The sequence below is a fragment of the Paraburkholderia caffeinilytica genome (assembly GCF_051027425.1).
Lineage (GTDB): Bacteria > Pseudomonadota > Gammaproteobacteria > Burkholderiales > Burkholderiaceae > Paraburkholderia > Paraburkholderia caffeinilytica_A.
The window spans coordinates 964,321-988,032 of sequence record NZ_CP186553.1 but is presented as its reverse complement, the minus strand read 5'-3'; the positions used below and the strand labels follow the sequence as shown (position 1 = coordinate 988,032).

Annotated in this window: 20 protein-coding genes; 8 read left to right on the top strand and 12 right to left on the bottom strand. The window is 60.4% G+C overall.

The features are described from left to right. Positions 1 to 43: 43 nt before the first annotated feature. The 4 genes from ACOSV0_RS24900 to ACOSV0_RS24885 form a co-directional block, all read right to left on the bottom strand. Positions 44 to 1,030, bottom strand: coding sequence for an ABC transporter substrate-binding protein (locus ACOSV0_RS24900; protein ID WP_434114622.1), 987 nt, complete (start codon positions 1,028 to 1,030; stop codon positions 44 to 46). Positions 1,031 to 1,164: 134 nt separating this feature from the next. After that, complete coding sequence (locus tag ACOSV0_RS24895; RefSeq protein ID WP_434114621.1) at positions 1,165 to 2,139, bottom strand: Bug family tripartite tricarboxylate transporter substrate binding protein; 975 nt, start codon at positions 2,137 to 2,139, stop codon at positions 1,165 to 1,167. A gap of 404 nt (positions 2,140 to 2,543) precedes the next feature. Continuing rightward, a complete protein-coding gene (locus tag ACOSV0_RS24890; RefSeq protein ID WP_434114619.1) occupies positions 2,544 to 3,506 on the bottom strand; it encodes a substrate-binding domain-containing protein in 963 nt (320 codons plus the stop codon). Between the two features lie 60 nt (positions 3,507 to 3,566). Beyond that, complete coding sequence (locus ACOSV0_RS24885; RefSeq protein WP_434114617.1) at positions 3,567 to 4,937, bottom strand: leucine-rich repeat-containing protein kinase family protein; 1,371 nt, start codon at positions 4,935 to 4,937, stop codon at positions 3,567 to 3,569. A gap of 213 nt (positions 4,938 to 5,150) precedes the next feature. Here ACOSV0_RS24885 and ACOSV0_RS24880 point away from each other — a divergent pair, with 213 nt between their 5' ends. Next, positions 5,151 to 5,771 (top strand): methylated-DNA--[protein]-cysteine S-methyltransferase, encoded by a 621-nt coding sequence (locus tag ACOSV0_RS24880; RefSeq protein ID WP_434114615.1) that lies wholly within the window; start codon positions 5,151 to 5,153, stop codon positions 5,769 to 5,771. A gap of 225 nt (positions 5,772 to 5,996) precedes the next feature. After that, positions 5,997 to 6,302: a panthothenate synthetase gene (locus ACOSV0_RS24875; RefSeq protein WP_434114613.1), complete on the top strand. Its 306-nt coding sequence runs from the start codon at positions 5,997 to 5,999 to the stop codon at positions 6,300 to 6,302. Positions 6,303 to 6,398: 96 nt separating this feature from the next. On the opposite strand, the gene ACOSV0_RS24870 is transcribed toward ACOSV0_RS24875, so the two are convergent. Then, positions 6,399 to 7,262 (bottom strand): GNAT family N-acetyltransferase, encoded by an 864-nt coding sequence (locus ACOSV0_RS24870; RefSeq protein WP_434114611.1) that lies wholly within the window; start codon positions 7,260 to 7,262, stop codon positions 6,399 to 6,401. Positions 7,263 to 7,498: 236 nt separating this feature from the next. On the opposite strand from ACOSV0_RS24870, the gene ACOSV0_RS24865 reads away from it, so the two are divergent. Next, the gene (locus ACOSV0_RS24865) at positions 7,499 to 8,101 is read left to right on the top strand and encodes a phosphatase PAP2 family protein (RefSeq protein ID WP_434114609.1); all 603 of its coding nucleotides are present in this window, start codon (positions 7,499 to 7,501) and stop codon (positions 8,099 to 8,101) included. 63 nt (positions 8,102 to 8,164) lie between these two features. On the opposite strand, the gene ACOSV0_RS24860 is transcribed toward ACOSV0_RS24865, so the two are convergent. The 3 genes from ACOSV0_RS24860 to ACOSV0_RS24850 form a co-directional block, all read right to left on the bottom strand. Beyond that, positions 8,165 to 9,157, bottom strand: a complete 993-nt coding sequence (locus tag ACOSV0_RS24860; RefSeq protein WP_434114607.1) for a helix-turn-helix domain-containing protein — start codon at positions 9,155 to 9,157, stop codon at positions 8,165 to 8,167. 55 nt (positions 9,158 to 9,212) lie between these two features. Next, on the bottom strand, positions 9,213 to 10,799 hold the full coding sequence (locus ACOSV0_RS24855; protein WP_434114605.1) for an alpha/beta hydrolase family protein: 1,587 nt from the start codon (positions 10,797 to 10,799) through the stop codon (positions 9,213 to 9,215). Positions 10,800 to 11,080: 281 nt separating this feature from the next. Further along, positions 11,081 to 11,788, bottom strand: coding sequence for a dienelactone hydrolase family protein (locus tag ACOSV0_RS24850; protein ID WP_434114604.1), 708 nt, complete (start codon positions 11,786 to 11,788; stop codon positions 11,081 to 11,083). A 226-nt stretch (positions 11,789 to 12,014) separates the two neighbouring features. Here ACOSV0_RS24850 and ACOSV0_RS24845 point away from each other — a divergent pair, with 226 nt between their 5' ends. From ACOSV0_RS24845 to ACOSV0_RS24830, 4 genes are all read left to right on the top strand, one after another. Next, positions 12,015 to 12,992: a hypothetical protein gene (locus tag ACOSV0_RS24845; protein WP_434114602.1), complete on the top strand. Its 978-nt coding sequence runs from the start codon at positions 12,015 to 12,017 to the stop codon at positions 12,990 to 12,992. A 146-nt stretch (positions 12,993 to 13,138) separates the two neighbouring features. Beyond that, positions 13,139 to 13,537, top strand: a complete 399-nt coding sequence (locus tag ACOSV0_RS24840) for a hypothetical protein (RefSeq protein ID WP_434114600.1) — start codon at positions 13,139 to 13,141, stop codon at positions 13,535 to 13,537. 142 nt (positions 13,538 to 13,679) lie between these two features. Continuing rightward, complete coding sequence (locus tag ACOSV0_RS24835; RefSeq protein WP_434114598.1) at positions 13,680 to 15,764, top strand: ATP-binding protein; 2,085 nt, start codon at positions 13,680 to 13,682, stop codon at positions 15,762 to 15,764. Positions 15,765 to 15,856: 92 nt separating this feature from the next. Beyond that, complete coding sequence (locus ACOSV0_RS24830; RefSeq protein WP_434116120.1) at positions 15,857 to 16,489, top strand: response regulator; 633 nt, start codon at positions 15,857 to 15,859, stop codon at positions 16,487 to 16,489. Positions 16,490 to 17,073: 584 nt separating this feature from the next. Here the strand turns inward: ACOSV0_RS24830 and ACOSV0_RS24825 are convergent. The 3 genes from ACOSV0_RS24825 to ACOSV0_RS24815 form a co-directional block, all read right to left on the bottom strand. Next, on the bottom strand, positions 17,074 to 18,648 hold the full coding sequence (locus tag ACOSV0_RS24825) for an amidase (RefSeq protein WP_434114596.1): 1,575 nt from the start codon (positions 18,646 to 18,648) through the stop codon (positions 17,074 to 17,076). A 64-nt stretch (positions 18,649 to 18,712) separates the two neighbouring features. Continuing rightward, complete coding sequence (locus tag ACOSV0_RS24820) at positions 18,713 to 20,629, bottom strand: SMP-30/gluconolactonase/LRE family protein (protein ID WP_434114594.1); 1,917 nt, start codon at positions 20,627 to 20,629, stop codon at positions 18,713 to 18,715. Positions 20,630 to 21,104: 475 nt separating this feature from the next. Continuing rightward, positions 21,105 to 21,986, bottom strand: coding sequence for a LysR family transcriptional regulator (locus tag ACOSV0_RS24815; protein WP_434114592.1), 882 nt, complete (start codon positions 21,984 to 21,986; stop codon positions 21,105 to 21,107). A gap of 116 nt (positions 21,987 to 22,102) precedes the next feature. Between ACOSV0_RS24815 and ACOSV0_RS24810 the strand changes: the two genes are divergently transcribed. Further along, entirely contained in the window at positions 22,103 to 22,981 is an 879-nt protein-coding gene (locus ACOSV0_RS24810; protein ID WP_434114590.1) for an NmrA/HSCARG family protein, read from the top strand. 126 nt (positions 22,982 to 23,107) lie between these two features. On the opposite strand, the gene ACOSV0_RS24805 is transcribed toward ACOSV0_RS24810, so the two are convergent. Continuing rightward, positions 23,108 to 23,680 carry a hypothetical protein gene (locus tag ACOSV0_RS24805; RefSeq protein ID WP_434114588.1) on the bottom strand — a complete coding sequence of 191 codons (573 nt, stop codon included), beginning with the start codon at positions 23,678 to 23,680 and terminating at the stop codon, positions 23,108 to 23,110. Between the last annotated feature and the right edge of the window lie 32 nt (positions 23,681 to 23,712).

Here is a 23,712-nt window from a genome sequence, read left to right as displayed (position 1 = left end):
TTCGTTGAGGCAACGACGCCTGGCGGCGTGATGCACGGTCGAATCAGACTGCCTGCGGATCGACAAACAGTTCGTCGATGCTGTAGTGCTTTGGCAGCAGTCCCTGTTGATACGAGTACTGGATCAGTGCTTCGATCGCGGGGCGGTTCGGCGCGATGCCGAGCGGCAGCGGATCGCCGACGATCTCGGACATTGCCTGGTAGTGCCGGTCGGTGTCCGATTTGACGACGCCGCGCTTTAACTGCTCCAGCCACAATTCCTTCGACTTGACGAATGCGTCGAACAACGATTTCGCCAGCCACGGATGCGCGGCCAGCAATTCGTCCTTGACGACGATCAGACCGTGTACCGGATAGATGCCCGTGCGTTGATACCAGTCCCTTTCCGCCGCGAGCGTGTCTGGAAACATCTCGGCATAGCTCGGCGCCTGTTGCGCGCTGGATGCGTCCCATCCTTCCTTCGGCGCACCCGATCGCCCGATGCCGGCCGGCCCCGTGAATGCGGCCTGCAGACTGCCGTCCGCCATCATGCTCACGAGTGATTGCCCTTGCGGCGCGTGCACCACATTTGATGGCAAACGCAACGACGTCACATGCTCTTCGTCGTCGACCACCCACGTCACCTTTGAAATATCGACGCCGCAATCGTTCTGCAGGATGCCGCGCGTCCAGATTCCGGTCGATACGGAATACGCCCGGACGCCCGCCTTCTTGCCCTCGAGATCCTTGGGTTTGCCGATGCCCGCATCGCTGCGATAGACAAACCCGCCATGATGAAAGCGGCGGAATACGAATACCGGCAACGCCTTGAACGGCGCGCCGGCCGCGCGCGCGATCATATAAGTGGCGGGCGCCATTTCACACACGTCGAATTCGACGTCGCGCACCATGCGGCGGAACGCGGCAATGATCGGACTGATTTCGACGAAGTCAGGCGCGACGCCTTCAATCGGCGCGCGGCCGTCCTTAACAGCGGCCGTGTGTTCATATGTGGCGATCGCAATCTTGAGCGGCAGTTTGTCGTTTGGCATGAGTCGTTTCGGTTCAGGGATGGACTAAGTGATCGGAGATTGGCTGCAGAATCCGCCTGCTTTACATATAAAATATTCGTACTACTACTGTTTCCATTGACTCGACTCCCGCTGCTCGACAAATACTCAATCTCTTATTGAAGTGGGATGTCCGCCTTCTGGATGACACTCTTCCACTTGTCCTGGTCGAACTTCACCCGGGCCGTCATTTCGGCAGGCGTACTCGAGCGCGCTTCAGCACCGAGATCGAGTAGCTTCTTCGCGATATCCGGCGAAGAGACCGCTGCGGCAACGTCTCTCGCCAGCGCGTTGACGATCGCGTCCGGTGTATTGCCGGGCAAACTCAGGCCGTTCCACGACGTAGCCTCGTAGCCCTTCAACCCGCTCTCGGACATGGTCGGCACATTGGGCAATCCCGAGAACCGTTTGTCGCCGGTCACGGCGAGCGGGATCAGCGCCTTCGCCGATATCTGCCCGATCACGGATGGCATGATCTCGAACGCAGCCTGAACCTGGTTGCCGCGCAGCGCGGTGACCACCTGGCTGGTCGAATCGTATGGCACCACCTGGGCGTCTATTCCCGCCATCGACTTGAACAGATCAGCCGCAAGGTTCTGCGTGCTACCCGTCGAGATCGTGCCGATATTCATCTTCCCAGGATGGGCCTTCGCATAAGCGATCAGGTCGGCAACAGACTTGTAGGGTGAATCGCCGTTAACGAGCAACACGAGATCAAAAAATGAAATCGTCGAGACGTGCTTGAAGTCGCTCATCTTGTAGGGGAGATTCCTGAACAGTTGCGTCGCCACTGCCGTGCCGTTGCCGAGCAGAAATGCGGTGTAGCCGTCCGGTTTGCCGTGAGCGACGAGCGTCGCTGAATTGACGAAACCTGCGCCGGGCCGGTTCAGAATGACGACCGACGCCTTGGTCAGTTCGGTCATTTTTTGCGCGAAAATGCGCGCGGTCAGATCGCCTGCGCCTCCTGGGCCATACGGCACGACGATCGTAATCGTGCGGCTCGGGTAATCGTCAGCGAATACATTCAGGGATGAAATCAGGCACAGCGCGGCCAAGCACAGCCGCAGATAGCAAGCTATCTGGCGAGGCATGTCGTCTCCTTTATTGGATGCGGCGCTGTCTTTTGCCGCAACACTTTGATAATCATCGGAAGCGCCATCACTGCCTGAGCCATGCGCCAATCAACTTCAGCGGCTTTGAAAAACGAGGCATTGCACCGCAGACCGCCCCTCGGACTTTCGATCAGGTCCGTGGCGCCGTCCCGCTAAAGGTTTGCTTCCGTTGATTGAATCGTCTCACCGGTGTCCAGCAACGTCTATTGAATAAAAACCGCGACGCGTTAACCGTTAGGTAAAGTCGCCAGCCGATTCGTGTGTGGGGGACGGATGGCTCCGGGGCCGTATGGCGGGCCATCCTGTAGATACGCCGGCGCGCAGGCGGTCATTGCCTGCCGTCTGAGCCGTAACGTTCATCAAAACAACGTGTATTTCTTACGTCAGCGATTCTCGCTCGTCACCAGTTGCAGCGGCGTCTCTATCACCCGCGACAATTCACCCTGCTTTCTCTGCTCAGTGACCGCCTTCAACGCCACATCCATGCCGAATACGGCTTGCCGCTCGGCAAACTGATTCATCGTCGCGAGCACGCGGCCATCGGCGAGCAGCGGTTTGATCGCATCGCTGTCGTTATACCCGGTGATATAAACACCACCGGTTCTTCCGGCATCGCGAACGGCATCTACCGCTCCCATTGCCATATTGTCGTTACCGCACATCAACGCACGGATTTGCGGATAGTCCGCTAACATCTTCGACGCAACGTCACGTCCTTTCCCATACTCCCAGTCGCCGGCTTGTATGGCGACGATCTTCATGCCGGCCGCGTTCATCGCGTCCTTGCCGCCGGCCGTACGTTGCTGCGCATTGCGGTCGGCGGAACTGCCCTCGATGATCCCGACCTGATCGCCGGCCTTGAGACGGCCCGCCAGATAATCGCCGACCTGTTTCGCGCCCTTGCGGTTATTCGGCCCGACAAAGGGCACGGAGATGTGAGCGGCGTCCTGCGACGCGTCGTCGAGCGGGTTGTCGATCGTGACCATGATGATGCCGGCCCTGATCCCACGCGCCACAACGGCGGTTAGCGCCTTCGAGTCGGTCGGTGCGATGACGATCGCGTTCATCCTGGCTTTGATCAACCCATCCACCATCCGGATCTGCGCGGCTGTATCGCCCTCTGTTGCCGTGCCGCGAATGGTCAAACCGAACTGCGATGCATAGTGCTTCTGATAATTCTGTGCAGCGTTCGCCATCGCCACCGTGAACGGATCCGCCATCGACTTCAGTACGAGGGCGATCTTCAGCGTGCCACTCTGCATTGCATCGACACGAGCCGCACCGGTCAGACCTGCCGCCGCAAGGGTGCCGGCAATCAGCACACGGCGGCGCATCTTCTGTGTCATTGATATCTACTCCTCAGACCACACGGGTGAATACTTGCATTGGCCTCACCCAAAGCCGGATCAAACCGCTGCCAACGCTGCTGCATTACGATCGCCAGGGCCCGTTAGTTGCCGCAAAACGGCAGCGATTTCATCGAACAGCGGCCGGTTGCCGATATCCTCACTCAGGCAATTCTCTTTCAACGCCACCACCTTCGCCGCGATATCCGCTTCCGTATCCAGCCAGTCGCATCGATCGATCAACTCCTCGAGCAGACAACCATACGCCCTGACTTCGAGACGCTGCAGCGCAACGCCAAGATTCAGATCATCAGTAGCGTAGAAAGACGCCGCGCCAAAGTCGCCTAATAACGCGCGCCCCTGTCCTCCGTGCAGAATATTGTGCGCGTATAGATCGCCATGCATCACGCCTTGCCGATGCAGATGACATGCCGCCGACGCCACGCCATCTGCAATGCCTAACGCCACGGCCGACGTGAAGCGCGTGTCGGCGCCGTAGACGTCACGCGTGCATGACTCGAGACTAGGTGGTCCGGCAAGGTTCGTAAATTGCGGATCGATCAGCTCCATCACCAGGCCATGCGCGCCGGCCGGATGGTCTTTCACTTTGCCCACCACCGGAATCAGGTTCGGATGATCGCCGCCACGAATGCAGGCCGCCATCTCGCAGTCCGGCAATCCGTCGCTCGTTACCGAGCCTTTGAACAACTTGACGGCCACAGAGCGGCCCGCATTTTCATTCGAGGCAAGAAGCGCCGCGCGATAAATGACACCGGACGCACCCTCGCCGAGCTGCTGTTCGAGTTTCAACGCGTCCCATTGAATATCGGCTATCGGTGTATCGATCAGTGCCGCCGTCTCCAGCGCTTCGCTAGACGGATTGCCGGCGAAAGCCAGCCAGGAAAGCCGTGGCAGCCGCGGTAACCACGCAGGCAGTGCGCTGAGCTGGTTCGCCGCGAGACGCAGCAGTTCGAGCCGCGAGCAGGCAGCCAATTCCTCCGGCAAGGTGCGCAACCGGTTGCCGGCAAGCATCAGCTTCTGAAGTTGCGTGCAGGCGCCGATTTCCGGAGGCAGTGCTTCGATCTCGTTGTCGGTGAGGATCAGCCAGCGCAGCAACGGCGGCAGCGATTTGCCCGAAACCTTGCGGATGCGGTTTGCCTTGAAGCCGACCATGCTCAATTGCGAGCACTGCCCGAGGACTTCCGGCAATTCGGTGAATGGGTTGTCGGAAGCAAAGATGACGCGCAGCTTGCTGAGCCGTGGCAAATCGTCAGGCAGCGCTGAAAGCGCATTGCCCGACAGATCGAGAATTTCAAGCGTATCGGCCAGATCGAAAATCTCACGGGGAAATTCGCTCAGCCCGCACGTCAGTCTGAGTCGGCGAGTACCCGCCAGTTGCCCGGCCCGCAGTTGTTCGAGGGTGGTTGTCACAGTCGTAGAGAAGAGTTCCGGTTGCCGGTGAGCGATGCGCCAAGGGTATCAATTCTACTGAGTCGCCGGCCACGCGCGGAATTGGATAGCAAGATCCGGCGTGACCTGGATGTGAACGGGGGTTAAGCTGTCAGGTATCGGAGCCATGGCACAGCGAGTTCGCAATCTCGCCTTGAGCCATCTCAGCCTCCAGCCAGCAAGGAACCCAGCAAAGTGACATACGCATACAAGTTAATGAATTCGCCCGTTGGCGAACTGAAGCTCGTTGCAAACGGCAACCGGCTTGCCGCGATTCTGTGGGAAAACGACAGACCGAACCGGGTACGTTTGCCGGAGATGGCCGAAGCGAATGACCGCCCGATCCTGCTCGAAACCGAGCGTCAGTTGAACGAGTATTTTGCAGGTACGAGAGACCGCTTCGATCTTGAACTCGACTTCCAGGGAACGGATTTCCAGAAGAAGGTTTGGGCGGCGCTCCTGACGATTCCGTTCGGCGAAACGCGCAGCTATTCCGACATCGCTACGCAAATCGGGAATATCAACGCGGTGCGGGCCGTGGGTGCGGCGAACGGTAGAAATCCGATCTCGATCGTGGCGCCGTGTCATCGCGTGATCGGCGCGTCCGGCGATCTGACCGGCTTTGCCGGCGGACTGGCCAACAAGATGTTTCTTCTATCGCTCGAAGCCGGGCAGACTTCGTTGGAAGCGGCTGCGGACCCGGCTGCGGGTTCGGCTGCGGCCGCCGCTCCGGAAACGGTCGGCCGGGCAGCGCCGGTGAAACCGGCACGCTCAGCACCGAGCCGCGGAACGCAGGCTTCGTTGTTCGGCAACTGAGCCGACTCGAGGCCACTATGGTGGCCTCACTCAGTGGCGTCACTCAATGGCCTCACTCGATGGCGTTGAACGCTTCGTGGCAGGTCACATTCACGCAGGCCAGGTGCCGCCGGGTGAAATAGCCTGGAGATACTCAGGCGGCACTCGCCAGTGCTAACCCTGGCGCTCGCAGCGCATAAAGCTCCTATCCTTAAGATGCCCTTTGGGCATCTTAAGGAGAATGACATGCGCATGCTACTCAACGTACGTATTCCGCACGAACCGTTCAACACGCTCGTGCGCGATGGCACTGCCGGCGAAGTGATAGGGCGAATACTCGAAGAAATAAAACCGGAAGCCGCCTACTTTACCGAGCAGGACGGAACACGTGGCGCGGTACTCATCGTGAACCTCGACGATCCATCGGGAATTCCCGCACTCGCAGAACCATTTTTTCTGAAGTTCAACGCCAACTGCGAGATACGCGTCGTCATGTTGCCGCAGGACCTGATGAAAGCCGGACTGGAGAATCTCGGTTCAAAATGGAAGTAACGCATACGCTCGTATCAAACGACGGACTTGCCGTCTGCGGTTCATAAGACGCGCCCCAGACGGCAACGCACGCAAAGGCGCGGACAGGTGCTCCGATCACCCGAGTTCGAACGACGTCACGCCAAATACCTGTTCGATTTGAAGAGCGGGCGGTTCCTGCGTATACATCCGCGCGGTTTCAAAGACGCTTGTCATGCCATATCGTTCGGCCAGCGCGACGGCAGCAGGATTAGTCTCCGGCACATCGAGCACGATGATCTCGCCCGGCATGCGCGCCACCAGCGCCTCGAACAGATCGCTCGCAATCTCGTCGCTATCGGCGAAGAGCGGACCGATCTTGCATCCCGTTCTGCAGCGACGCAGTACGCCGTAGCCTTCGACCTGACCGTCACGAACTGCGGCCAGCGCCGTGGCGTCACGCTGGCCGAGCCATGTCGCGAGAAAACGCTCACGCGCGGCGGGAAAGCACTGGCGGTCGTAGTCCAGCAGTTGCTCGAACGGCAGCGCCGATGCATTCAAAATGTTCGACCCCGCCGCGCTCTTAGTGGATGCCTGAACGACACCCTGAAAGCGAATGTTGCGATACGCAAGCCGAAAGCCGGACTTTCTGTAATTCGCCTGTTGCGCGACGACACCGTCTAACCCGACATTGCGATTACCCAGATAGTCCATGCCGTGCTCCCAGACCCGTATGCCGAAGCCTCTGCCGCGAAACGCCGGCTTCACGATATATAGACCGATAAAGCCGAAATGCTCGCCATAAGCGATCGCAGAAATGCAGGCAACCGGTTCGCCGCGCCACGCTCCGATGAAAAACCCGTTAGGGTCCCCGGCGCGAAAGCATTCGGCATCGTGCAGCCCGGGGTTCCATCCCTCCGCCGCAGCCCATTCGACCGACAGCGCTACGTCGTCGGCCGACATGGTGCGCACGATAAAATCACGCTGTTCGTCCGGTTTCATCACGATCGCCCGCCTACTGTGCCTGAAGCAAAGAGGTCGCCGCAGTGGCCACCACCTGGCTTCGTTTGATGTTTGCGTACGCCGGCACCCTGTTTGCCGACATGCATCGACAGATTACACGGCCCGGCGTCGGACGATTCTGTCAATCGCTTCTGCCCTCCCCTAAGCTTCTCCTAAGCTTGATCCGCTAGGATCGGGAGCCCGATTCGTCACACGTCCCTCAAAAACCTCACCGCATGAATACACTCGAAGCGTTCAATCAGGCGCTCTTTCTGATGATCAACGCCACGCCATCGACTCCCGTCTGGCAAATCGACATGGCGCGAATGATTGCCGATTACGTCATTTATCTCGTGCCGCTGTCGCTGATCGCGATATGGCTCTTCGGCGATGGGCGTCAGCGTGAAGCCGCCGTGCGCGCATTCTGCGTGGCCATGCTCGCTCTCGGGCTCAATCAGATTATCGGTCTGGTTTGGCCGCACCCTCGGCCATCCGAGCTCGGAATCGGCCATACGTTTCTGGCGCATGCATCCGACTCGTCGTTCCCCAGCGACCACGGGACCCTCTTCGCCGCCATCGCGCTGACCTTGTTGCTGGGCGGCGTGAGGCGTTACGGCATGGCCATCCTGCTGTCCGGACTTGCAGTGGCCTGGGCGCGCGTGTTTGTCGGCGTCCACTTCCCGCTGGACATGATTGGCGCCGTCATCGTGGCATGCGTGGCCTACCTGCTAATCGCGCCGCTGTGGCGGCTGGGCGGCGCCACGGTGACAGGCAGCCTTCTCAAGGTGTACCGCAAGCTGCTGGCACGGCCGATCAAGCGCGGCTGGTTGTCCTCATAGGGCTTCGCGAACACGCGGCGCGCTGCCTTGAGGCCTGCTTGCCTGCCTGAGTTTCTGCCGCATCTACCGGGTCAGCGCCCGAAAATCACTCGGCGCCATCTCGTATGCACGACGAAACGCGCGATTGAAATCCGACGCGCTATTGAAGCCCACACCATAGGCGATCTCGACGATCGCTTTGCCCGGGTATCGATGCAGTTCATCGGCCGCCTCACGCAGCCGCCGGTTGCGAATATAGGCGGCCAATCCGCCTTCGGGTTCGAAGAGACGATACAACGTGGGCCGGGAAAGTTGCGACGCGGCGAGCACGCTTTCCGGCGTGAGGTCCGCCTGCCCCAGATTGGCTTCGATATAGCGGCGCGCCGTCGCGAACATGGCGGCGCGAGCGGCCGCGCGTGCATTGCCGGTTAGACGCGCCTCCTTGCCGAACGCCGCCGCAATCAGCAACGCACAGGTGCGCATCGCGCGATACGCTTCCGGCCCGCTCATCTTGTGCAGGTTCTGGGTAAGGTCGGCGAGATGGCCTGGAATCATGCGCGCGAGCGGCGAGTGGTATTCGATCGCGCTGCCATGAATCGACTCCGCTTCCGGCAAAACGGACTCCACCAGCGCACGCGGCAGGAAAAAAGCCTGCACACGGCACGCACTACGCACCATATGCATCGGCTGGTTCATATCCAGTGCGAGAATGCCCGGCCTCGTTTGCAGCGCCTTACGCTTCGGATACAGACCCGTTCCGGTCTCGATGCTGCCCTCGACGGCCATATGAAAGACAAACTGGCGGACCGAATCGGTTGAAATGCGCGCGACGGATCGCGCCTGCGAAACCGGGTCCGTGCGGCAATCCATGAACGTCAGATCGGCGGCCTTGTAGCTGTCGATCACACCGCTGAAACCGTCGGCCAGTTGCCAGCGCGAGATCGGCACATCGAGAAAGTGGCCGAGCCGGTCCCGCCACGCGGGCAGTTGCTCGCGCGGTGCTTCGCGGTGCGTATCGAAGTGGCTGTGAATGCACGCCGAGGGCGCCGCGCCCCCGGCCAAGGAATCGGTCGTCAAAGCTTTCCCCCGTGCAGTCTTGTTCTCTGCGCATGATAGCCGCAGACGGCAACACTCAAAAATTCGTGAAGAAGGCCCGGGCGGCAACCATGCAGAACGACGCGACCAGTTCACCGTGATAGGCCTGAAGCACCGCTGAGGCGCCACCGTCAGTCGCGCCGCCCGCTACGGCCTGATTCGCGAGCGTCGCTTTCGCGCTCGCGAAACCCTGCTTGATAGGTGCGTACGGATCATTGGGACCGGCGATCGGAGAGTCCACGTCCAGCACGGACGTGAGCCCTGCCGGCACTTTGGCGTTCTGCCAGTAGGCCTGCTCGATGCGTGCGTTGAAGAAAAACACCGTGGGATCCGAGCCGCCGCCGCACAGCAGAACCGGCGCGCGCGGCACCCAGTTGCGCAAGTCATTGCGCTTGAACGCCTGGCGCAGCGGATGCATGGGATTCGCAGCCGGCGTCAAGGCCACCGTGCTGTTGGGAAACGCGCCATCGGGATTGGCCGCGGCGTCTTCCAGAAGACTCAGGCGATAGGCGTTGCGCACGAGATTGGCGTTGCCGAATCCGGCCGCAAACACCGGTGTCAGCGAGGGCGGTGTGAGGGGTGGCGAAGTGGGCGGTGTCATCGAAGCATATTGCGGCGCGGGAGGAACGCTGCTGAAGAGTTGCGTCGAGGGCAGTTTCCCTTTCGAAAATAGCGTATCGAGCGGCTGCAGGCTCGGCAGGAGATTCTCGATACCCGGGGCATAGGCCGCTTCATAGAAGTCGCCTGGCTTGCGATAGATGTTCTCGTAGGCATGCTGATAGCCCGTTACGATCAAGGTCGTGAACAGCGTCGACCCCAGGTTCACCTCGCCTTCGATGAGCGCGTCCGCGGTGGCGGCAAGCGCGTACGGGCCCGATCCCGGCGCGGATGCCGTGACCTTGACACCGGCCGCCTGCAAAGCACGATGCGTCGCCAAGGCAACGAAGCCGCCTTGCGAATAGCCGGTGACAAAAAGCTTGCCGTTCTCGCGCGCCCGTCTTTCCGGCTTCACTGCGCTCAGCGCGGTCCGCGCCGCCCGCAGCGAATCGATCACATCGGCGGATTGCTGATCGGCGTTCAGATAGGGGTGGTATGTGAGGTCGGAGCCGGCATAGCCCGCGTAATTAGTCGCCACCACGATATAACCCTGGGCCGCATACATGGCAGCCACGCTGATGCCCTCCCCGGCGCCGTCGCCGTTGCCCGGATCGGTTTGGGTGATATCGGCGATGTTGTAGTTGCGATATGCGGTCGTGCCGTGGGCGTAGAGCATCAGCGGACGCGGCCCGCTGCATGCCGCCGACCGTCCGCCCGGGATCATCAGTGCGCCGCTGGCCGTGGTGGGCTCGCCCGCGCCGCCGATGGTGCGGTAGCGGAAGGTCACGATCTCCACCCCGCAAGCGGGCGCGCCGGCGATCTGCGCAAGTTGCTGACCGGATGCGTTCGATGCAAGCAATTTCGAAAACGCCGCGGCGCTGAGCCGTAGCGTGATGCGTTGTTCGAGTAACTGGCCGCGGGCCTTGCATCCCTCATCGCAACCGGAGCCGGCTTGCACATAAGCACTACCGCCCAACGTGAAACATGTCAGCAGCACGAGGGCCGCGTTCCGCATCGCTACAGGCATGTGAGGCTCCGTCTTGTTGGTTCTTATTGGTTCTTATTGACGCGTATTGACGCTTGTTGGTATTACGGCGATTGGGCTGCCTTACAGGGTGAGGAGAGTATAGGTAAACAGATTGGCACGCCGCCAGCTTCATCCTTCACGAGTTTTGCGATGGAGTGCTTCATGAAGTGTCCGGCCGCGAGGCCCGGCCGGTATAAAAAACACCGACCGGTCTCGTCGCGGGCTGACGAGACCCGGTCGCGGCTTGCGTCCACCTTGCAATGTGGGTTCGCGCTTGCCGCTTACTTCCAGAGCGTACGGCCGAAGAAAGTCAGCGTGCGGTCCCAGGCCTGCTGCGACCAGACCGGATCGAACTGGGTCCTGGAGATGCGGCCCGGCCCGACTGCCGTTTCGTTCGCGAACGCATGGTACGCAAGATAGCGATGGAACTCGACGTCGACGTTGGCCGCGCTGAGCTTGGACTCCAATGCGTCGACCGTTTCGGCCGGGAAGAATTCGTCTTGCGTCGCCCAGTGGCCAAGAACCGGAACCTTGATTTTCGAAGCGTCGATGTACTCCAGCGGAGGGAAGCCGTACCACACCACCCCGGCCGATACTTCAGGGATATTGCATAGCGCGAGCAAAGTCAGCGCGCCGCCCATGCAATAGCCGGTCACGCCGACGTTCGCCGAGTGCTGCTTCAGATACTGGACGGCGCCCCGCACGTCCTGCGTCGCGGCATCGCCGAAGTCGAGGGCGCTCAGCAAATGGTTCGCCTCCGCCTCTTCGACCGTCGACTTGCCGCGGAAGAGATCGGGCACCAGCGCCAGATAGCCGGCCTGCGCGAGCCGGTCCGCCACGCCGCGAATCTGGTCGTTCAAGCCCCACCATTCCTGAATCACGACGACGGCAGGCGCTCCCTCCAGCTTCTGTGGCTTCGCCAGATAACCCTGGATGTCTTTGCCGTCAGGGCGGTTAAATGTGATCATCGATCCTGCAGTCCGTTGCATCAGTTGCTCCTCGAAGTAGCCGAAGCCGCTAGCATAGCGCCAGAGTGGCAGGGTCTGCTGAGCTCCAGGCAAGCCGATCGATACGACCTGTACACCCCGACTTTTCGGCGACGATCTTCTTCGTCACTTCATTGCGATCCACGGCTCAATTCGTTGCCGAATTTGGCCAAAGCCGCCGCTCGAACCCATACTGCGGCTTACCCGTCGTTTCCGGTTCAGGCTACTCATGTTCGTCCTCGATCACATTGATGGAATCCGCCGTTTCAGATCCCGCGGATGCTTCAAACTGTCAATGGTGCTCTCCTTGATTGCCTGCGCCCTATTGAACCCGGCCCTCGGCAACATTGGCGCGTCCGGCGCGTCGACTGCCGCCCCCACTCACGTCCGGATTCTTCGCGTATCCGGGGACGTTGTGCGAGAGGGCCGGTGGGCCTTTCTCATCACCGCGCTGAATCACACCATACCGACCTACGGCCCCTACGTCATCGACGACTATTTTTCGCCGATGTCGGCCCAGCGCGAGGCCGACGAAGTGATATCGGGCCGCGTGATCAACGTCGTGGCGAGCGAACCCGGACACCCGGAACTCGACGCGGCTGCGATTCCGGTGCCGATTCCGATCGACCGTGGCCTGCTCGGCTATCGCGTGGCGCTCATCAATCAGGACGAGCAGGCAAAGCTCGACACGATCCACGACCTCCAGGGTCTGCGCACACTCAGCGTCGGCCAGGGTCAGGATTGGGGCGACGTCCCCATCTATCGCCTCGCCGGTGTTCCGCTCGTTACCGCCAGCCGCTACGACCTGCTTTTCATGATGCTGGCCGATCATCGCTTCGACATCTTCCCGCGCGGCGTGGTGGAGATCACCCATGAATTGAAGGCTTTTCAGGCCAGCTATCCAAATATGAGAATCGACTCTCATCTGCTGATCCGGTACCCTTATGCGCAATTCTTCTACGTCAGCAAAACCGAGCCGCTGCTGGCGAGGCGGATTAGAGACGGGCTCGAAGCCATGCTGAAGGACGGGAGTTTTGAGGCGCTGTTCCGTGAGCACTTCGCGCAAGGCATCGCGGATCTGCACCTCGAGCGCCGTGTGCTGATCGATTTGAAGAATCCCGCTCTCCCGTCATGGGTGCCATTGGATCGCAAGGAACTCTGGCTCGATCCATTCGGCGGAAAGAAGCGAGAAGGAAGCGGTAACTAATTCAGGGGGATGGAGGACTATAGGCGCTAAGGATTTCCTGACCGGAAAATCAGGGAACCAGCGGCCCATAGTCCGGACTGCCTGACGGTAACACCCGGGCGAGGCGTTTAAAGTAGTTCATCGCACTCCGTCGCCGGACCGCCGCCATGACCGACTACTTTTTGCCTCGCAAAGAAACCGTCAAGCGCATCGACGCGCTGTGCGCCGGTCTATTCGAACTTTGGTGTGAGGAAAGAAAACGGGTACCGCTCGCCTATCTTTTGCACTGCTGGCCGCTCACCAGTCACGATCCGGTTGCGATCAAGCGGCTGGCCGACGCCATGTCGGATTTGTGTCAATTCCAGACGGGAAAAATCGATACGCGCGACTGGACCATGTTGCGCGAATTGATCGGCAGCGCGCGCGAAATTGTCGGAGAGCCTGTGCCACATGGCGCCGCTACTGCGAATGGCGCGGGCGTCACGTGGATGCGAGCGCGGCACGCAAGCGCAGCGGGTCAAATGCCGGCGGCTGCAATGGCGGATCTCCTCGACGGCCCCTTATAGACCACGATTCCGCCACGAGTGCAGAATACAGATACAAAAATCACGGCACTCGCGGGGAAATATGGCGGTGAATAGTTTTGGTTCACTCTTTGCCACAACCGGCCGATTCAGGCACAGCGTGGTTTTCCGGCTATTGGCTACCGTGCTGCTATTCAGCTGCGCGATAACGCTCCTGCTGACCGCGCTACAGCTCTATCGCGACTATAGCCGCGGCGTCGAGCTGATTGAAACACGTTTGTCAGACATCGATAGAAGCAATCGCGACAGCCTTGGCGAAGGTCTGTGGCAGCTCAATCGCACCGAACTTCAGCTTCAACTGAACGGCATCCTGCGGCTTGCCGACATGTGCGCGGCCGAGGTTCGCGAGACCGGATCGAGCGCGACGCCGATGGTGGTGACGGCGGGCAGCCGCAAGACGGGCGCCGTGATATCCCGCGAATTTCCGATCTTCTATCCCATCCACGGGACTCCTCAGAAGATCGGCACCCTCTACGTGCAAGCGACGCTTGCGAACCTCTATCAAGCGCTGACGCAAACCGCGCTGGTCATTCTGATCAGTCAGGCTGCCTACACGTTCATCGTGGCGCTGTTCACCATCTACATCTTCTCGCGCCTCGTGACCCGGCATCTCGCCACGATTGCCCGCCTGGTCGGAGAATACGATTTCCGCGCGGCGCCGAAGCCGTTCGTTCTGCCGCGCCGCCAGCCGAGCCGGCCGGACGAACTCGATCGCGTGGTCAGCGCGTTCAACAGCATGGGCGCGCGGCTGCACGACGCCTATCTCGCCGAACGCGACGCCACCGCGCAGCGGGAAGCGCGGCATCTGGCCGAAGCCGCCAACCGCGCCAAGAGCGAGTTCCTCGCGAACATGAGCCATGAATTGCGCACGCCGCTGAATGGCATCCTTGGTTATACGCAGATCTTGCTGCGCGACAGCAAACAGAGCGAGCGTCAACGCAACGCGATCGAAGTTATCCACCGTAGCGGCGAGCATCTGCTGACGCTGATCGAGGATACGCTCGACTTCGCGCGTATCGAAGCCGGCAAGCTGCGCATCGAGATGGCCGATGTCTCGCTGCCGGGCGTCCTCGATACGATTCGCGACATCATCGGCGTGAAGGCAGAGCAAAAGCGCCTGCGATTCCGCTGCGAGTCGGCCGCCGACCTGGGCTGCGCAGTGCGGGCGGACGAGCGCCGCTTACGGCAGGTACTGCTCAATCTGCTGGCTAATGCGATCAGATTCACGGACACAGGATGGGTCAGCCTGCAAGTCACCCGTACGCCCGCGGGCGCGGTACGCTTCTGCGTGCGCGATTCCGGGATCGGCATTCCTGCCGACCGGCTCCGCGCGATTTTCGAGCCTTTCGAGCAGGCCGGCAGCCCGGAACGGCGCGCCGGCGGCGCAGGGCTCGGTCTTGCGATCAGCCAGCAGTTCGTACGGGCGATGGGTGGCGAGATCCACGTGGAAAGCACCGTGGCGCACGGCAGCGCCTTCTGGTTCGATCTCCTGCCGGCCGTGGCCGACGCGTCCACGGCACGCATCGACCCGGCCACCCCGGCCGCGCGGCACGTGACCGGCTATACCGGCCCACGCCGCAAAGTACTGATGATCGACGACGAACCCGTCAATCGGGCGGTCGTGATCGAGTTTCTGGAACAACTGGGCTTTGACACGCTGGAAGCCGCCAGCGGGCATGAAGGACTTGCGAAGGCGGGCAGCGCTGCGCCGTCGCTGATTATGACCGACATCCTGATGCCGGAAATGGACGGACTGGAAACGACACGCAGATTGCGCCGACTACCGGGACTCGGCGATATTCCGATCATCGCCGTCTCGGCGAACCCTTCCTGGAGCGACAAGAAGCGAAGCACCGACGCGGGCGCAAACGCCTTCCTGTCCAAGCCCATCGACTTCGACCGGCTGCAGGCGCATCTGGCCGACTTGCTGGCGCTGGAATGGACGTACTCGCCGACAGCCAGCCCACCACAACCCGAGATATCGAGCACGACCTCTCACGTATTGCCCGACGACGAACTCGACAACCTGCATCGCCTCGCCCGTCTGGGTGATATGCGCGCGATTGCCGATTGGGCCGACAGAATGGCGGCGCTCGACGAGCACAATCTGGCTTTGGCAACGGAGTTGCGCGCACTCGTAAAAGACTATCAGTCAAAAGCGATTCTGCTGCTCGTCGAGAAACTTCTCGAGAGGAAGCGCAAACCATGAATGACGACTGGCCGCAGATTGCAGAACGGGAGCGCGCCCGGCACGAGCATAATCATCCCTATCCACGTCCCGCTCTGGACCGAGAAAAACACATGATAAAAATCCTCATTGCAGACGACCATGCGATCGTGCGAGGTGGCCTGAAGCAGATCATCGCGACCACCACCGACATGATCGTTGCCGATGAAGCGGCCGAAGGCGCCGAAGTACTCGATAAACTACGCGCGCGCTGCCCCGACCTGCTGCTGCTCGATATGACGATGCCGGGCATTAGCGGCATCGACCTGATCCGGCGCATCAGGACGGAGTACACCAGCCTGCCCGTGCTCGTGCTGAGCATTCATAACGAGGCTCAGGTCGTCTCGCGCGCTCTGCGCGCGGGCGCAACCGGCTACCTCACCAAAGACAGCGATCCGGATATCCTGCTCACCGCGATTCGCAAGCTGGCCGAAGGCGGAAGATTCATCGATCCGAAGCTGGTGGACTCAATGATCTTCGGGACTCAGTCCGGCGACACCCCGCCGCACGACATTCTGTCCGATCGCGAATTTCAGGTGCTGCAAGCCCTTGCTGCGGGAAAGAGCATCAACGACATCGCGGAAGCGTTTGCGCTCAGCGCGAAGACCATCAGCACACATAAAATGCGCCTCATGCAAAAACTCGGGCTCAGCAATAATTCGGAATTGATTCGCTATGCGATCAGGCATCACATTAGTACGGAATAGAATCCAACTAAGGAAATCCCTACACGAATATCAGGATGCTCCGATGCATGAATTCGGGGGCTTCCGACCGACAAAATTTTTTGGCGGCTTTATGCTCAGTTCATGCTTTTGGTTTATGATCTCTCCCCAGCGAACTTGGCTTACACAACGATAAACCTGTGCCACAGCTGCGCTATCAACGCAAAGTTACGCTTAGTACACGGAAAAAATTCCCGCGCTTCGCGCCATCATCCGTAAGTTTGACTGACTACCGTCTCTCAGGTTCTGGCATGCAATCCTCGGACGCCAGAGTCTTTCCGGCCGACACACTGTGTCGGCTTTTTTTTGCCAATTACTTCCATAAATTTCCAGAAAAAGACTTTTATCTGGTTGGTTTTTCAAATCTTCAATTCAAAAGAAAACAAGCGCTCCCGCCAACCTTTGCGGGATTAAACCCTTTGCGAACAAGTGCCTACGTACGGGGTAGATGGCAAGTATTGCCATGACCGGCAGACGGAGGCGCTGGAATCCAGGAAAAAAGGTCGATTAACTTTCTTGAATAAGATACCTGAATTATATTTGTATGAACAATAAGCAGATGCCGGTTAGAGCACTGCGGGAGGCACAGCGGTATGCGTCAGAAACTGTGGTTCCCTGCGCCACTGGGTCGCCTGCTCGAACGCATAACCCAATGCCAATAACCGCGCTTCGCTCCAGGCAGGTCCGACAAACGACAACCCCACCGGCAGACCACGCACTTGCCCGGCCGGCACGGTCAGATGCGGATAGCCGGCCACCGCGGCCGGCGTTGAAAAGCCGCCGTTATTGCTGTCACCGTTGACGAAGTCCGTCAGCCACGCGGTCCCGCCCGTCGGCGCGACGATCGCATCCAGACCATGCTGACGGAACACACGGTCCAAACCTTCGTCACGGGATTGCGTGCGGCAAGTTGCCAGCGCACGCTGATACACGTCGCTATCGAGGCCGCCCAGGGCTTCAGCTTGTGTGAAAAGCTCCTGGCCGAAGTAAGGCCGTTCACGATTGCGATGCGCGTTGTTGAAAGCGATCAGATCGGCGAGATTGCGAACCTGCGCATGCGGCGCGAACGTGTCGAGCCACAGCGGCAGATCGTGCTTGAACTCATGCAGCAAGACGGACAACTCTTCCTTGTCGTAACTAACGTGCGGCAGGTCGACGGGATCAACCACTTCGGCGCCGAGCAGCCGCAGTTGCGCGATCGCCAGTTCGATCTGCTGGTCGACTTCGTCGTGATCCGTGAAAAACGCTCGCGCAACGCCAATCCGTGCGCCTTTCAACGCGTCCTTGTTCAACGCTCGCACGTAGTCGTCCGGTGCGGGTGCTGCCGACGTTTGCGGATCACGCGCATCCGGTCCGGCAAGCGCCGAAAGCAGCAACGCTGCGTCATGCACAGAGCGGGTAATCGGACCGGGCGTGTCCTGCGTGTGCGAGATTGGAATGATGCCGTCGCGGCTTACCCGTCCGACGGTCGGCTTGAGTCCGACCACGCCGCAGATCGACGCAGGAGACACAATCGATCCGTCTGTTTCGGTGCCGATCGCCATCGCCGCCAAACCCGCCGCGACAGCCGCCGCGGAGCCGGAACTCGATCCGCTAGTATTCCTGTCCAGCGCATAGGGATTGCGCGTCAGTCCGCCGCGCGCACTCCAGCCGCTAGTCGAGCGCGTGGAGCGGATGTTCGCCCATTCGCTCAAATTCGTCTTGCCGATGATCACCACGCCCGCTTCACGCAGACGGCGCACGAGATCGGCATCGCGGGTTGCGCGAACGCCGTCGAGGGCCAGCGAACCTGCCGTTGTCGCCATCCGGTCGCCGGTTGCAATGTTGTCCTTAATAACGACGGGCACGCCATGCAGCGGGCCGCGACGCTGCCCCCTGTCGCGCTCGCCGTCCATCGCGGCCGCGATCCGCATGGCGTCGGGATTCAGTTCGATCATGCTGCGCAACCGCGGGCCACGCCGGTCGATCGCTTCGATACGGCCCAGACAATGACGCACGGCCTGGGTGGCGCTCATCCCGCTACCCGGCATGAACGGAGCAGGTTCGACGGGCGCCGATGCCGGCGAAGCGGCACCGGCGCCTTTCGACACTAACCCGGCAGCTAATAGACCGATTGATCCAAAGAATCTGCGTCGTTGCATGGGCGCTTTGAATTGACGTTTGTCGAACGGTTGCGACCGTTGGGACGACCCCAAAGTAAGCCGGTCAAGGTGTCCAACGATAAACGATCATGCTGGAACCGTTGTAGTTGTCTTTCGTGATCACGTACTCACCGGCCGACCTGAGGTAGGCCCTGAGACCATACATCGAATCCACGTCGTTGCCCACGTCCACCGTACCCGCGCTCGAGTTGGTCAGCGTCGTATCGAGGTTGCCTGTCGTGAGATTGAAGGCGTCGATGTTGGGCACCGTATGCACGTAGCCGACGAAAAGATAATTCCCGGCTGCCGTGATCGACTTGGGATTGGCACTCGTGAGAGTGATCACCGGATTGGGCTTCGTCGTGTTGCCCGCGCTCCAGCCGTGATACACCTCGATCCTCGATTGAATCGCCGTCCAGTCCCAGCTCCCGGCAATGCCTTGCGCGAGAATCATGGTGTCGCTCTCCGGCAGGTAGATGATGCGTGTCAACGGCCGGATGCTCTGCGGAATGGAGATGGCGATTCCCGGCCCCCATGTCGGCTTGCCTTCACCGTCGAAACTGGTCAGCGGGTAGTGGTAAATGTGATTCGTTCTGTCCAGACCGGCCCACACGTCGCCCCGGCTATCGATGCAAAATCCACCGGTGACCGACAGCGTCGTATTGAACGCGGTGCCAGGAATCGACGCGTCGGGAATGGCGATGTAGCCGCTCGCAGGATTGAAATGGAAAAAGTAAAAGATACCCGGGTTCTGGCCTGATGCGACGAGAATCCGGTTTCCGCCGACGCTGACGAGCTGACCGAAATGCTCGTCGCGCTGGGTATCGTTCATGTTGAGGCGAGGGTCGGACGGATAGCTGAACGGATCGACGGTGTTCGCGACAAACGTGCCGCCAGCAGTGCCGGTATAAATGTTGGTGCCGCTATAGAAGTACGTGGCGTCCGTCACCGGGTCCGGCGCCGCGACCGCCTCGAAGTTGAGGGACTGAAGCTTCCATTGCAGGATGCCGGCACTGTTATACGCGTGAATGTCGGTGGCGCCATTGCGGCCAAGATCCCAGCCTCCGCCCCATGGGTTGTTGAGCACATACAGGGTGCCGGCTGCATCTCTGCCGATGCCGGTAACACGCGTGAAGCGCTTGTCGCCAACCTGACCTTTGATGCCTGTGGTGGTGTCGAGATATCCGCCTTGAATGCCGAACGTGCCGACCTGGGTCGGGCTACCCGAGATGTTGAAGAGCTTGATATTCATGTCGGGGCCCTGGTCGCCAACCATGAGTTGCCCTGTCGATGCGTCGAAGTACAGCGCGGACGGCCGTGAGGCCGCGGGCATCTGGATGGTGTTCAGCAGTGCGCCGGCCGGACTGAATTCGACGACTTTGGCCGCGCTTTGCTGCGCGACCCAGAGATTCCCCGCGCTATCCAAAGCGAGTGCACCGGGACTCGCTACGCTGATGTCCTGCTGCCACGCGCCGTCGGTGGTGTAGACCCGCACGCGATTGCCGAAAACATCGCTTGCATAGAGGAGTGAGCCGGCGGTTGCGAGTCCGGTGATGACATCGCCCCGCTTGACGGCGTTCCACGTGCTGACCTGGATGAGGAGATCGCGTTTCTGAGTCGTGCGGTTGTATCGTCCTACCGCCCCGCTGCCGTACACGGTGCTGTACTGCAACGCGGCGAAGATCGAGGTGGCATTCCCCGTGATAGCCGACCCCTGAAACTCGCTGTTGATGCCGATGGAACCGATGCTCTGGCCGTTCTGGTATAGCGCGACGCCACCTTCGTTTTCATCCCATAGGGAGGCCGTGTAGATCACGCCTTCGGGCGCGACCCACATCGAGCGCGCGGTGTTGCCCACGTGGGTGGCAAGGGTGCCGAATGTATTCGCCAGCCAGTCGGTGGTGTATTGCGCCTGACACACTGGCGCAAGCACGGCGATCAATGCGCCAAGCAGTGCGGCACGAATTCGTTTTTTAACCATGAGCGATGCTCTCCTGACAGTTGCTTCTTGAAAACATAAATCACCGTGAATCACCGGGTGAATCGTAAGAAATGCAGCGAGCATATGTTTGCAAGCCATTCGCAAATTCGCGAATATCGCCCAGCTTATTGCTATAACGTGTCAAATAAAATTCTGAAAAAAACATAATTAATTAACGCGGAGGAGCACGCCCCTCCGTCCAGAGACCGCGGCGCGTTATTGAATTGAAACGATTCGGGATATAGTTTCGCGCTTTCGATGTCATTGAATCAGACGCCGACGCATTTTCGCCATGGCGAATGAAAGACATTCGATTGCATTTAACATTTTCCAGCGCGATGCCTGTCGGCGCGCTGCGCATATCTATCGACAACTATCGGCAAAATGGACTGGCATCCGAGGTCCGCAGCCTGGTACATGGCGCCGGCATGCTCCGTGAGTTTGCCCGCGCTTGTCCCGCTCGACGAATGGTCCGTCAGAACCTGGCTGAATCCGGTTTCAGCATGTCCATAAACGCCCGGACTTTGGCGCTCAGCAAACGGCGCGAACTATAAAGCGCCCAGATTTCTACGGGCGAACCCGCCTCCGCCCCCCAGCAAACGAGCCGTCCCGCCTGCACGTCCTGCTCGACCAGCAAGCGCGGCAGGAGCGCCGCGCCTACGCCCTGCAACACCGCCTCGCGCACCATCAATAGCGATGACAGGCGCAGCACCGGCATCGGATTGATCACCCTTACACCGCCGCCTTCCGCGTGCATGTTCCAAAACTCGCCGCCATGCGCCGCGACCGACACCACCGCCGGCACCTGCAGCTCGCCGATGTCGCCTGCGGGCATCGACGGTATCGACATGCTCGGCGAAGCGACCACGAGGCGCTCGTCACCAAGAATGCGCCGCCCTACGAGCCGCTCGTCATGCGATGGATTGATACGGATCACGAGGTCGTACCCGTCCTCCACCGGATCCGAAACACGATCTTCCGCAATGACTTCGAGCTCGACCTGCGGATAGGCCAGGGCAAAGCGCGCCGCGATCCGACAAAGCACGACATGCGCGAAAACGACCGGCGCGCTGATACGCAACCGCCCACGCGGAACCGGTGCACGCGACGCGACCGCTTCACCCGCCTCCTGAATCTCCGTCATGAGCCCGCGCGTGCGCTCGTGGAGTGCGAGACCTTCCTCGGTCAGACGCAGCCTGCGCGCGCCCCGCTCGATCAGCCGCACGCCGAGCTCCTCCTCCAGTTCGGCCACACGCCGCGACAGCGTGGCCTTGGGACGGTCGAGCGCGCGGCTGGCCGGCCCAAATCCGCCGTGCAGTGCGACGGCATTGAAATCCGCCAGCGAAGTCAAATCCATAATCGTTCCAAATATGAGACGAGGCGTCTTGATTCTGGCACTTTCGGCCACTCAATGGAACGACTATTGTTCGTCTCACGGACTCACCCAGTCCACTCAACCCCCAGGAGAAAATCATGGCAATCCTCGTAACTGGCAGCACAGGCGTGATCGGCAAGCAGGTTCTCGATCATCTGAACGGCAGCGGCGCCGAAGTGCGGGCACTGACCCGCTCGCCGGAGAAAGCGCAATTTCCCGATGGCGTCACCGCAATCAAGGGCGACCTGTCCGACATCGACACCGTACGGCGCGCAATGAACGGCGTCAGCACCTTGTTCCTGCTGGCCCCCAATGCCGCGGACGAACTGACCCAGGCGCTGCAGACCTTGAGCGTCGCGCGGGAGGCCGGCGTGAAGGGCATTGTTTATCTGTCGGTTTTCAAAGGCGCGGAATATGTCGACGTGCCTCACTTCACCGGCAAGCACACAGTCGAACGCATGATCGAGCACGACAACCTCCCGGCAACGGTGCTGCGCCCCGCCTACTTCATCCAGAACGACGTCAGGCAGAAAGACCCGCTGCTGACACACGGCGTCTACGGCATGCCGATCGGCGGCAAAGGTATCTCGATGGTCGACGTTCGCGATATCGGTGAAGCCGCGGCACGCGAACTCCTTCGCCGCGAGCGCGCCGCCGGCGCACTGCCGCGTGAAACGTACGAACTCGTGGGTCCCGACGCGCTGACGTCGGACACCATCACCGCGATCTGGGCCGAGGCGCTGGACCGTCCGGTCCGCTACGGCGGCGACGATCTCGACACGCTCGAACAGCGTCTCAAGGCGGTCGCGCCGGGGTGGCTCGCCTACGATATGCGCCTGATGATGCGCCGGTATCAACAGGACGGCGCGGTCGCTTCGAAAGCGGAAGTGGATCGTCTGGCTGCGCTGCTCGGGCGGCAGCCAAGATCCTATCGGGACTTCGCGGTTGCCACGGCCGCTGCGTGGGCAAAGGGCTGATTGATCAGAAGCGGCAAACGCGCTGTCGAAAGATTGCCGTACGGATAACGGGCGGGCCGAAAGGTCCCGCCCGTTGCTTGCGTATGAGTCCGCTCACGCCTGGCAGGATTCCTACCTATCGACAACTTACTGCCCGTTGCAGAAAACGGCTGTGAGAACAAGCGGCATCACTTCGTGAATGACAGCCTTGCTGCCCGCCTGGCGTACGCGTGCCTCGACCGACGCGGTAGAGCCGGTAACCACCACGCCATATATCGAAGACTCAACCGGCCGACCGCTGCCTTTCTTGAACATGGGGTCATCCTGCTCATACCCGAAAACGGCATAGACACGAAAACCGAATGCCGTGAGATTGCTGCCGCGTGTGGGTCGAAATGCGTTGACCGAGTCCGCTTCGACTCGCATGGGCTTCGGATCGATCGACTGCTCATTCAGCAGCGGAGCAATGAAGTCATGCGGGCTCGATTGACAGTCCAGTTGTGCATCGAGCGCATAGGCGTTGCACACGGCTGAAGAGAATCCCACACCGAGCGGTGCAAGAGCGGTCAGCATGCGGAGAACGAACGGTTTCATCGTCGTGGTGCGATCGTTCTGCTGGATTGCTCGAGAACTTCGAGGACATGCGGCAGCAGATCGTTGAGCCTTCAGAATCGTGCGGCTGACCCGGCAAGTCTGTACGGTGACGCTCAGATTGGTCAAGCAGGCGAACGGCTCGCGCTGTCCCGTGCCAC

What these genes read in the sequence shown, in the direction of transcription:
- ACOSV0_RS24900 (WP_434114622.1), bottom strand. Translation starts at nt 1,030, where the DNA reads ATGCCAAACGACAAACTGCCGCTCAAGATTGCGATCGCCACATATGAA.
- ACOSV0_RS24895 (WP_434114621.1), bottom strand. Translation starts at nt 2,139, where the DNA reads ATGCCTCGCCAGATAGCTTGCTATCTGCGGCTGTGCTTGGCCGCGCTG.
- ACOSV0_RS24890 (WP_434114619.1), bottom strand. Translation starts at nt 3,506, where the DNA reads ATGACACAGAAGATGCGCCGCCGTGTGCTGATTGCCGGCACCCTTGCG.
- ACOSV0_RS24875 (WP_434114613.1), top strand. Translation starts at nt 5,997, where the DNA reads ATGCGCATGCTACTCAACGTACGTATTCCGCACGAACCGTTCAACACG.
- ACOSV0_RS24870 (WP_434114611.1), bottom strand. Translation starts at nt 7,262, where the DNA reads ATGAAACCGGACGAACAGCGTGATTTTATCGTGCGCACCATGTCGGCC.
- ACOSV0_RS24865 (WP_434114609.1), top strand. Translation starts at nt 7,499, where the DNA reads ATGAATACACTCGAAGCGTTCAATCAGGCGCTCTTTCTGATGATCAAC.
- ACOSV0_RS24855 (WP_434114605.1), bottom strand. Translation starts at nt 10,799, where the DNA reads ATGCCTGTAGCGATGCGGAACGCGGCCCTCGTGCTGCTGACATGTTTC.
- ACOSV0_RS24850 (WP_434114604.1), bottom strand. Translation starts at nt 11,788, where the DNA reads ATGCAACGGACTGCAGGATCGATGATCACATTTAACCGCCCTGACGGC.
- ACOSV0_RS24845 (WP_434114602.1), top strand. Translation starts at nt 12,015, where the DNA reads ATGTTCGTCCTCGATCACATTGATGGAATCCGCCGTTTCAGATCCCGC.
- ACOSV0_RS24840 (WP_434114600.1), top strand. Translation starts at nt 13,139, where the DNA reads ATGACCGACTACTTTTTGCCTCGCAAAGAAACCGTCAAGCGCATCGAC.
- ACOSV0_RS24830 (WP_434116120.1), top strand. Translation starts at nt 15,857, where the DNA reads ATGATAAAAATCCTCATTGCAGACGACCATGCGATCGTGCGAGGTGGC.
- ACOSV0_RS24825 (WP_434114596.1), bottom strand. Translation starts at nt 18,648, where the DNA reads ATGCAACGACGCAGATTCTTTGGATCAATCGGTCTATTAGCTGCCGGG.
- ACOSV0_RS24820 (WP_434114594.1), bottom strand. Translation starts at nt 20,629, where the DNA reads ATGGTTAAAAAACGAATTCGTGCCGCACTGCTTGGCGCATTGATCGCC.
- ACOSV0_RS24815 (WP_434114592.1), bottom strand. Translation starts at nt 21,986, where the DNA reads ATGGATTTGACTTCGCTGGCGGATTTCAATGCCGTCGCACTGCACGGC.
- ACOSV0_RS24810 (WP_434114590.1), top strand. Translation starts at nt 22,103, where the DNA reads ATGGCAATCCTCGTAACTGGCAGCACAGGCGTGATCGGCAAGCAGGTT.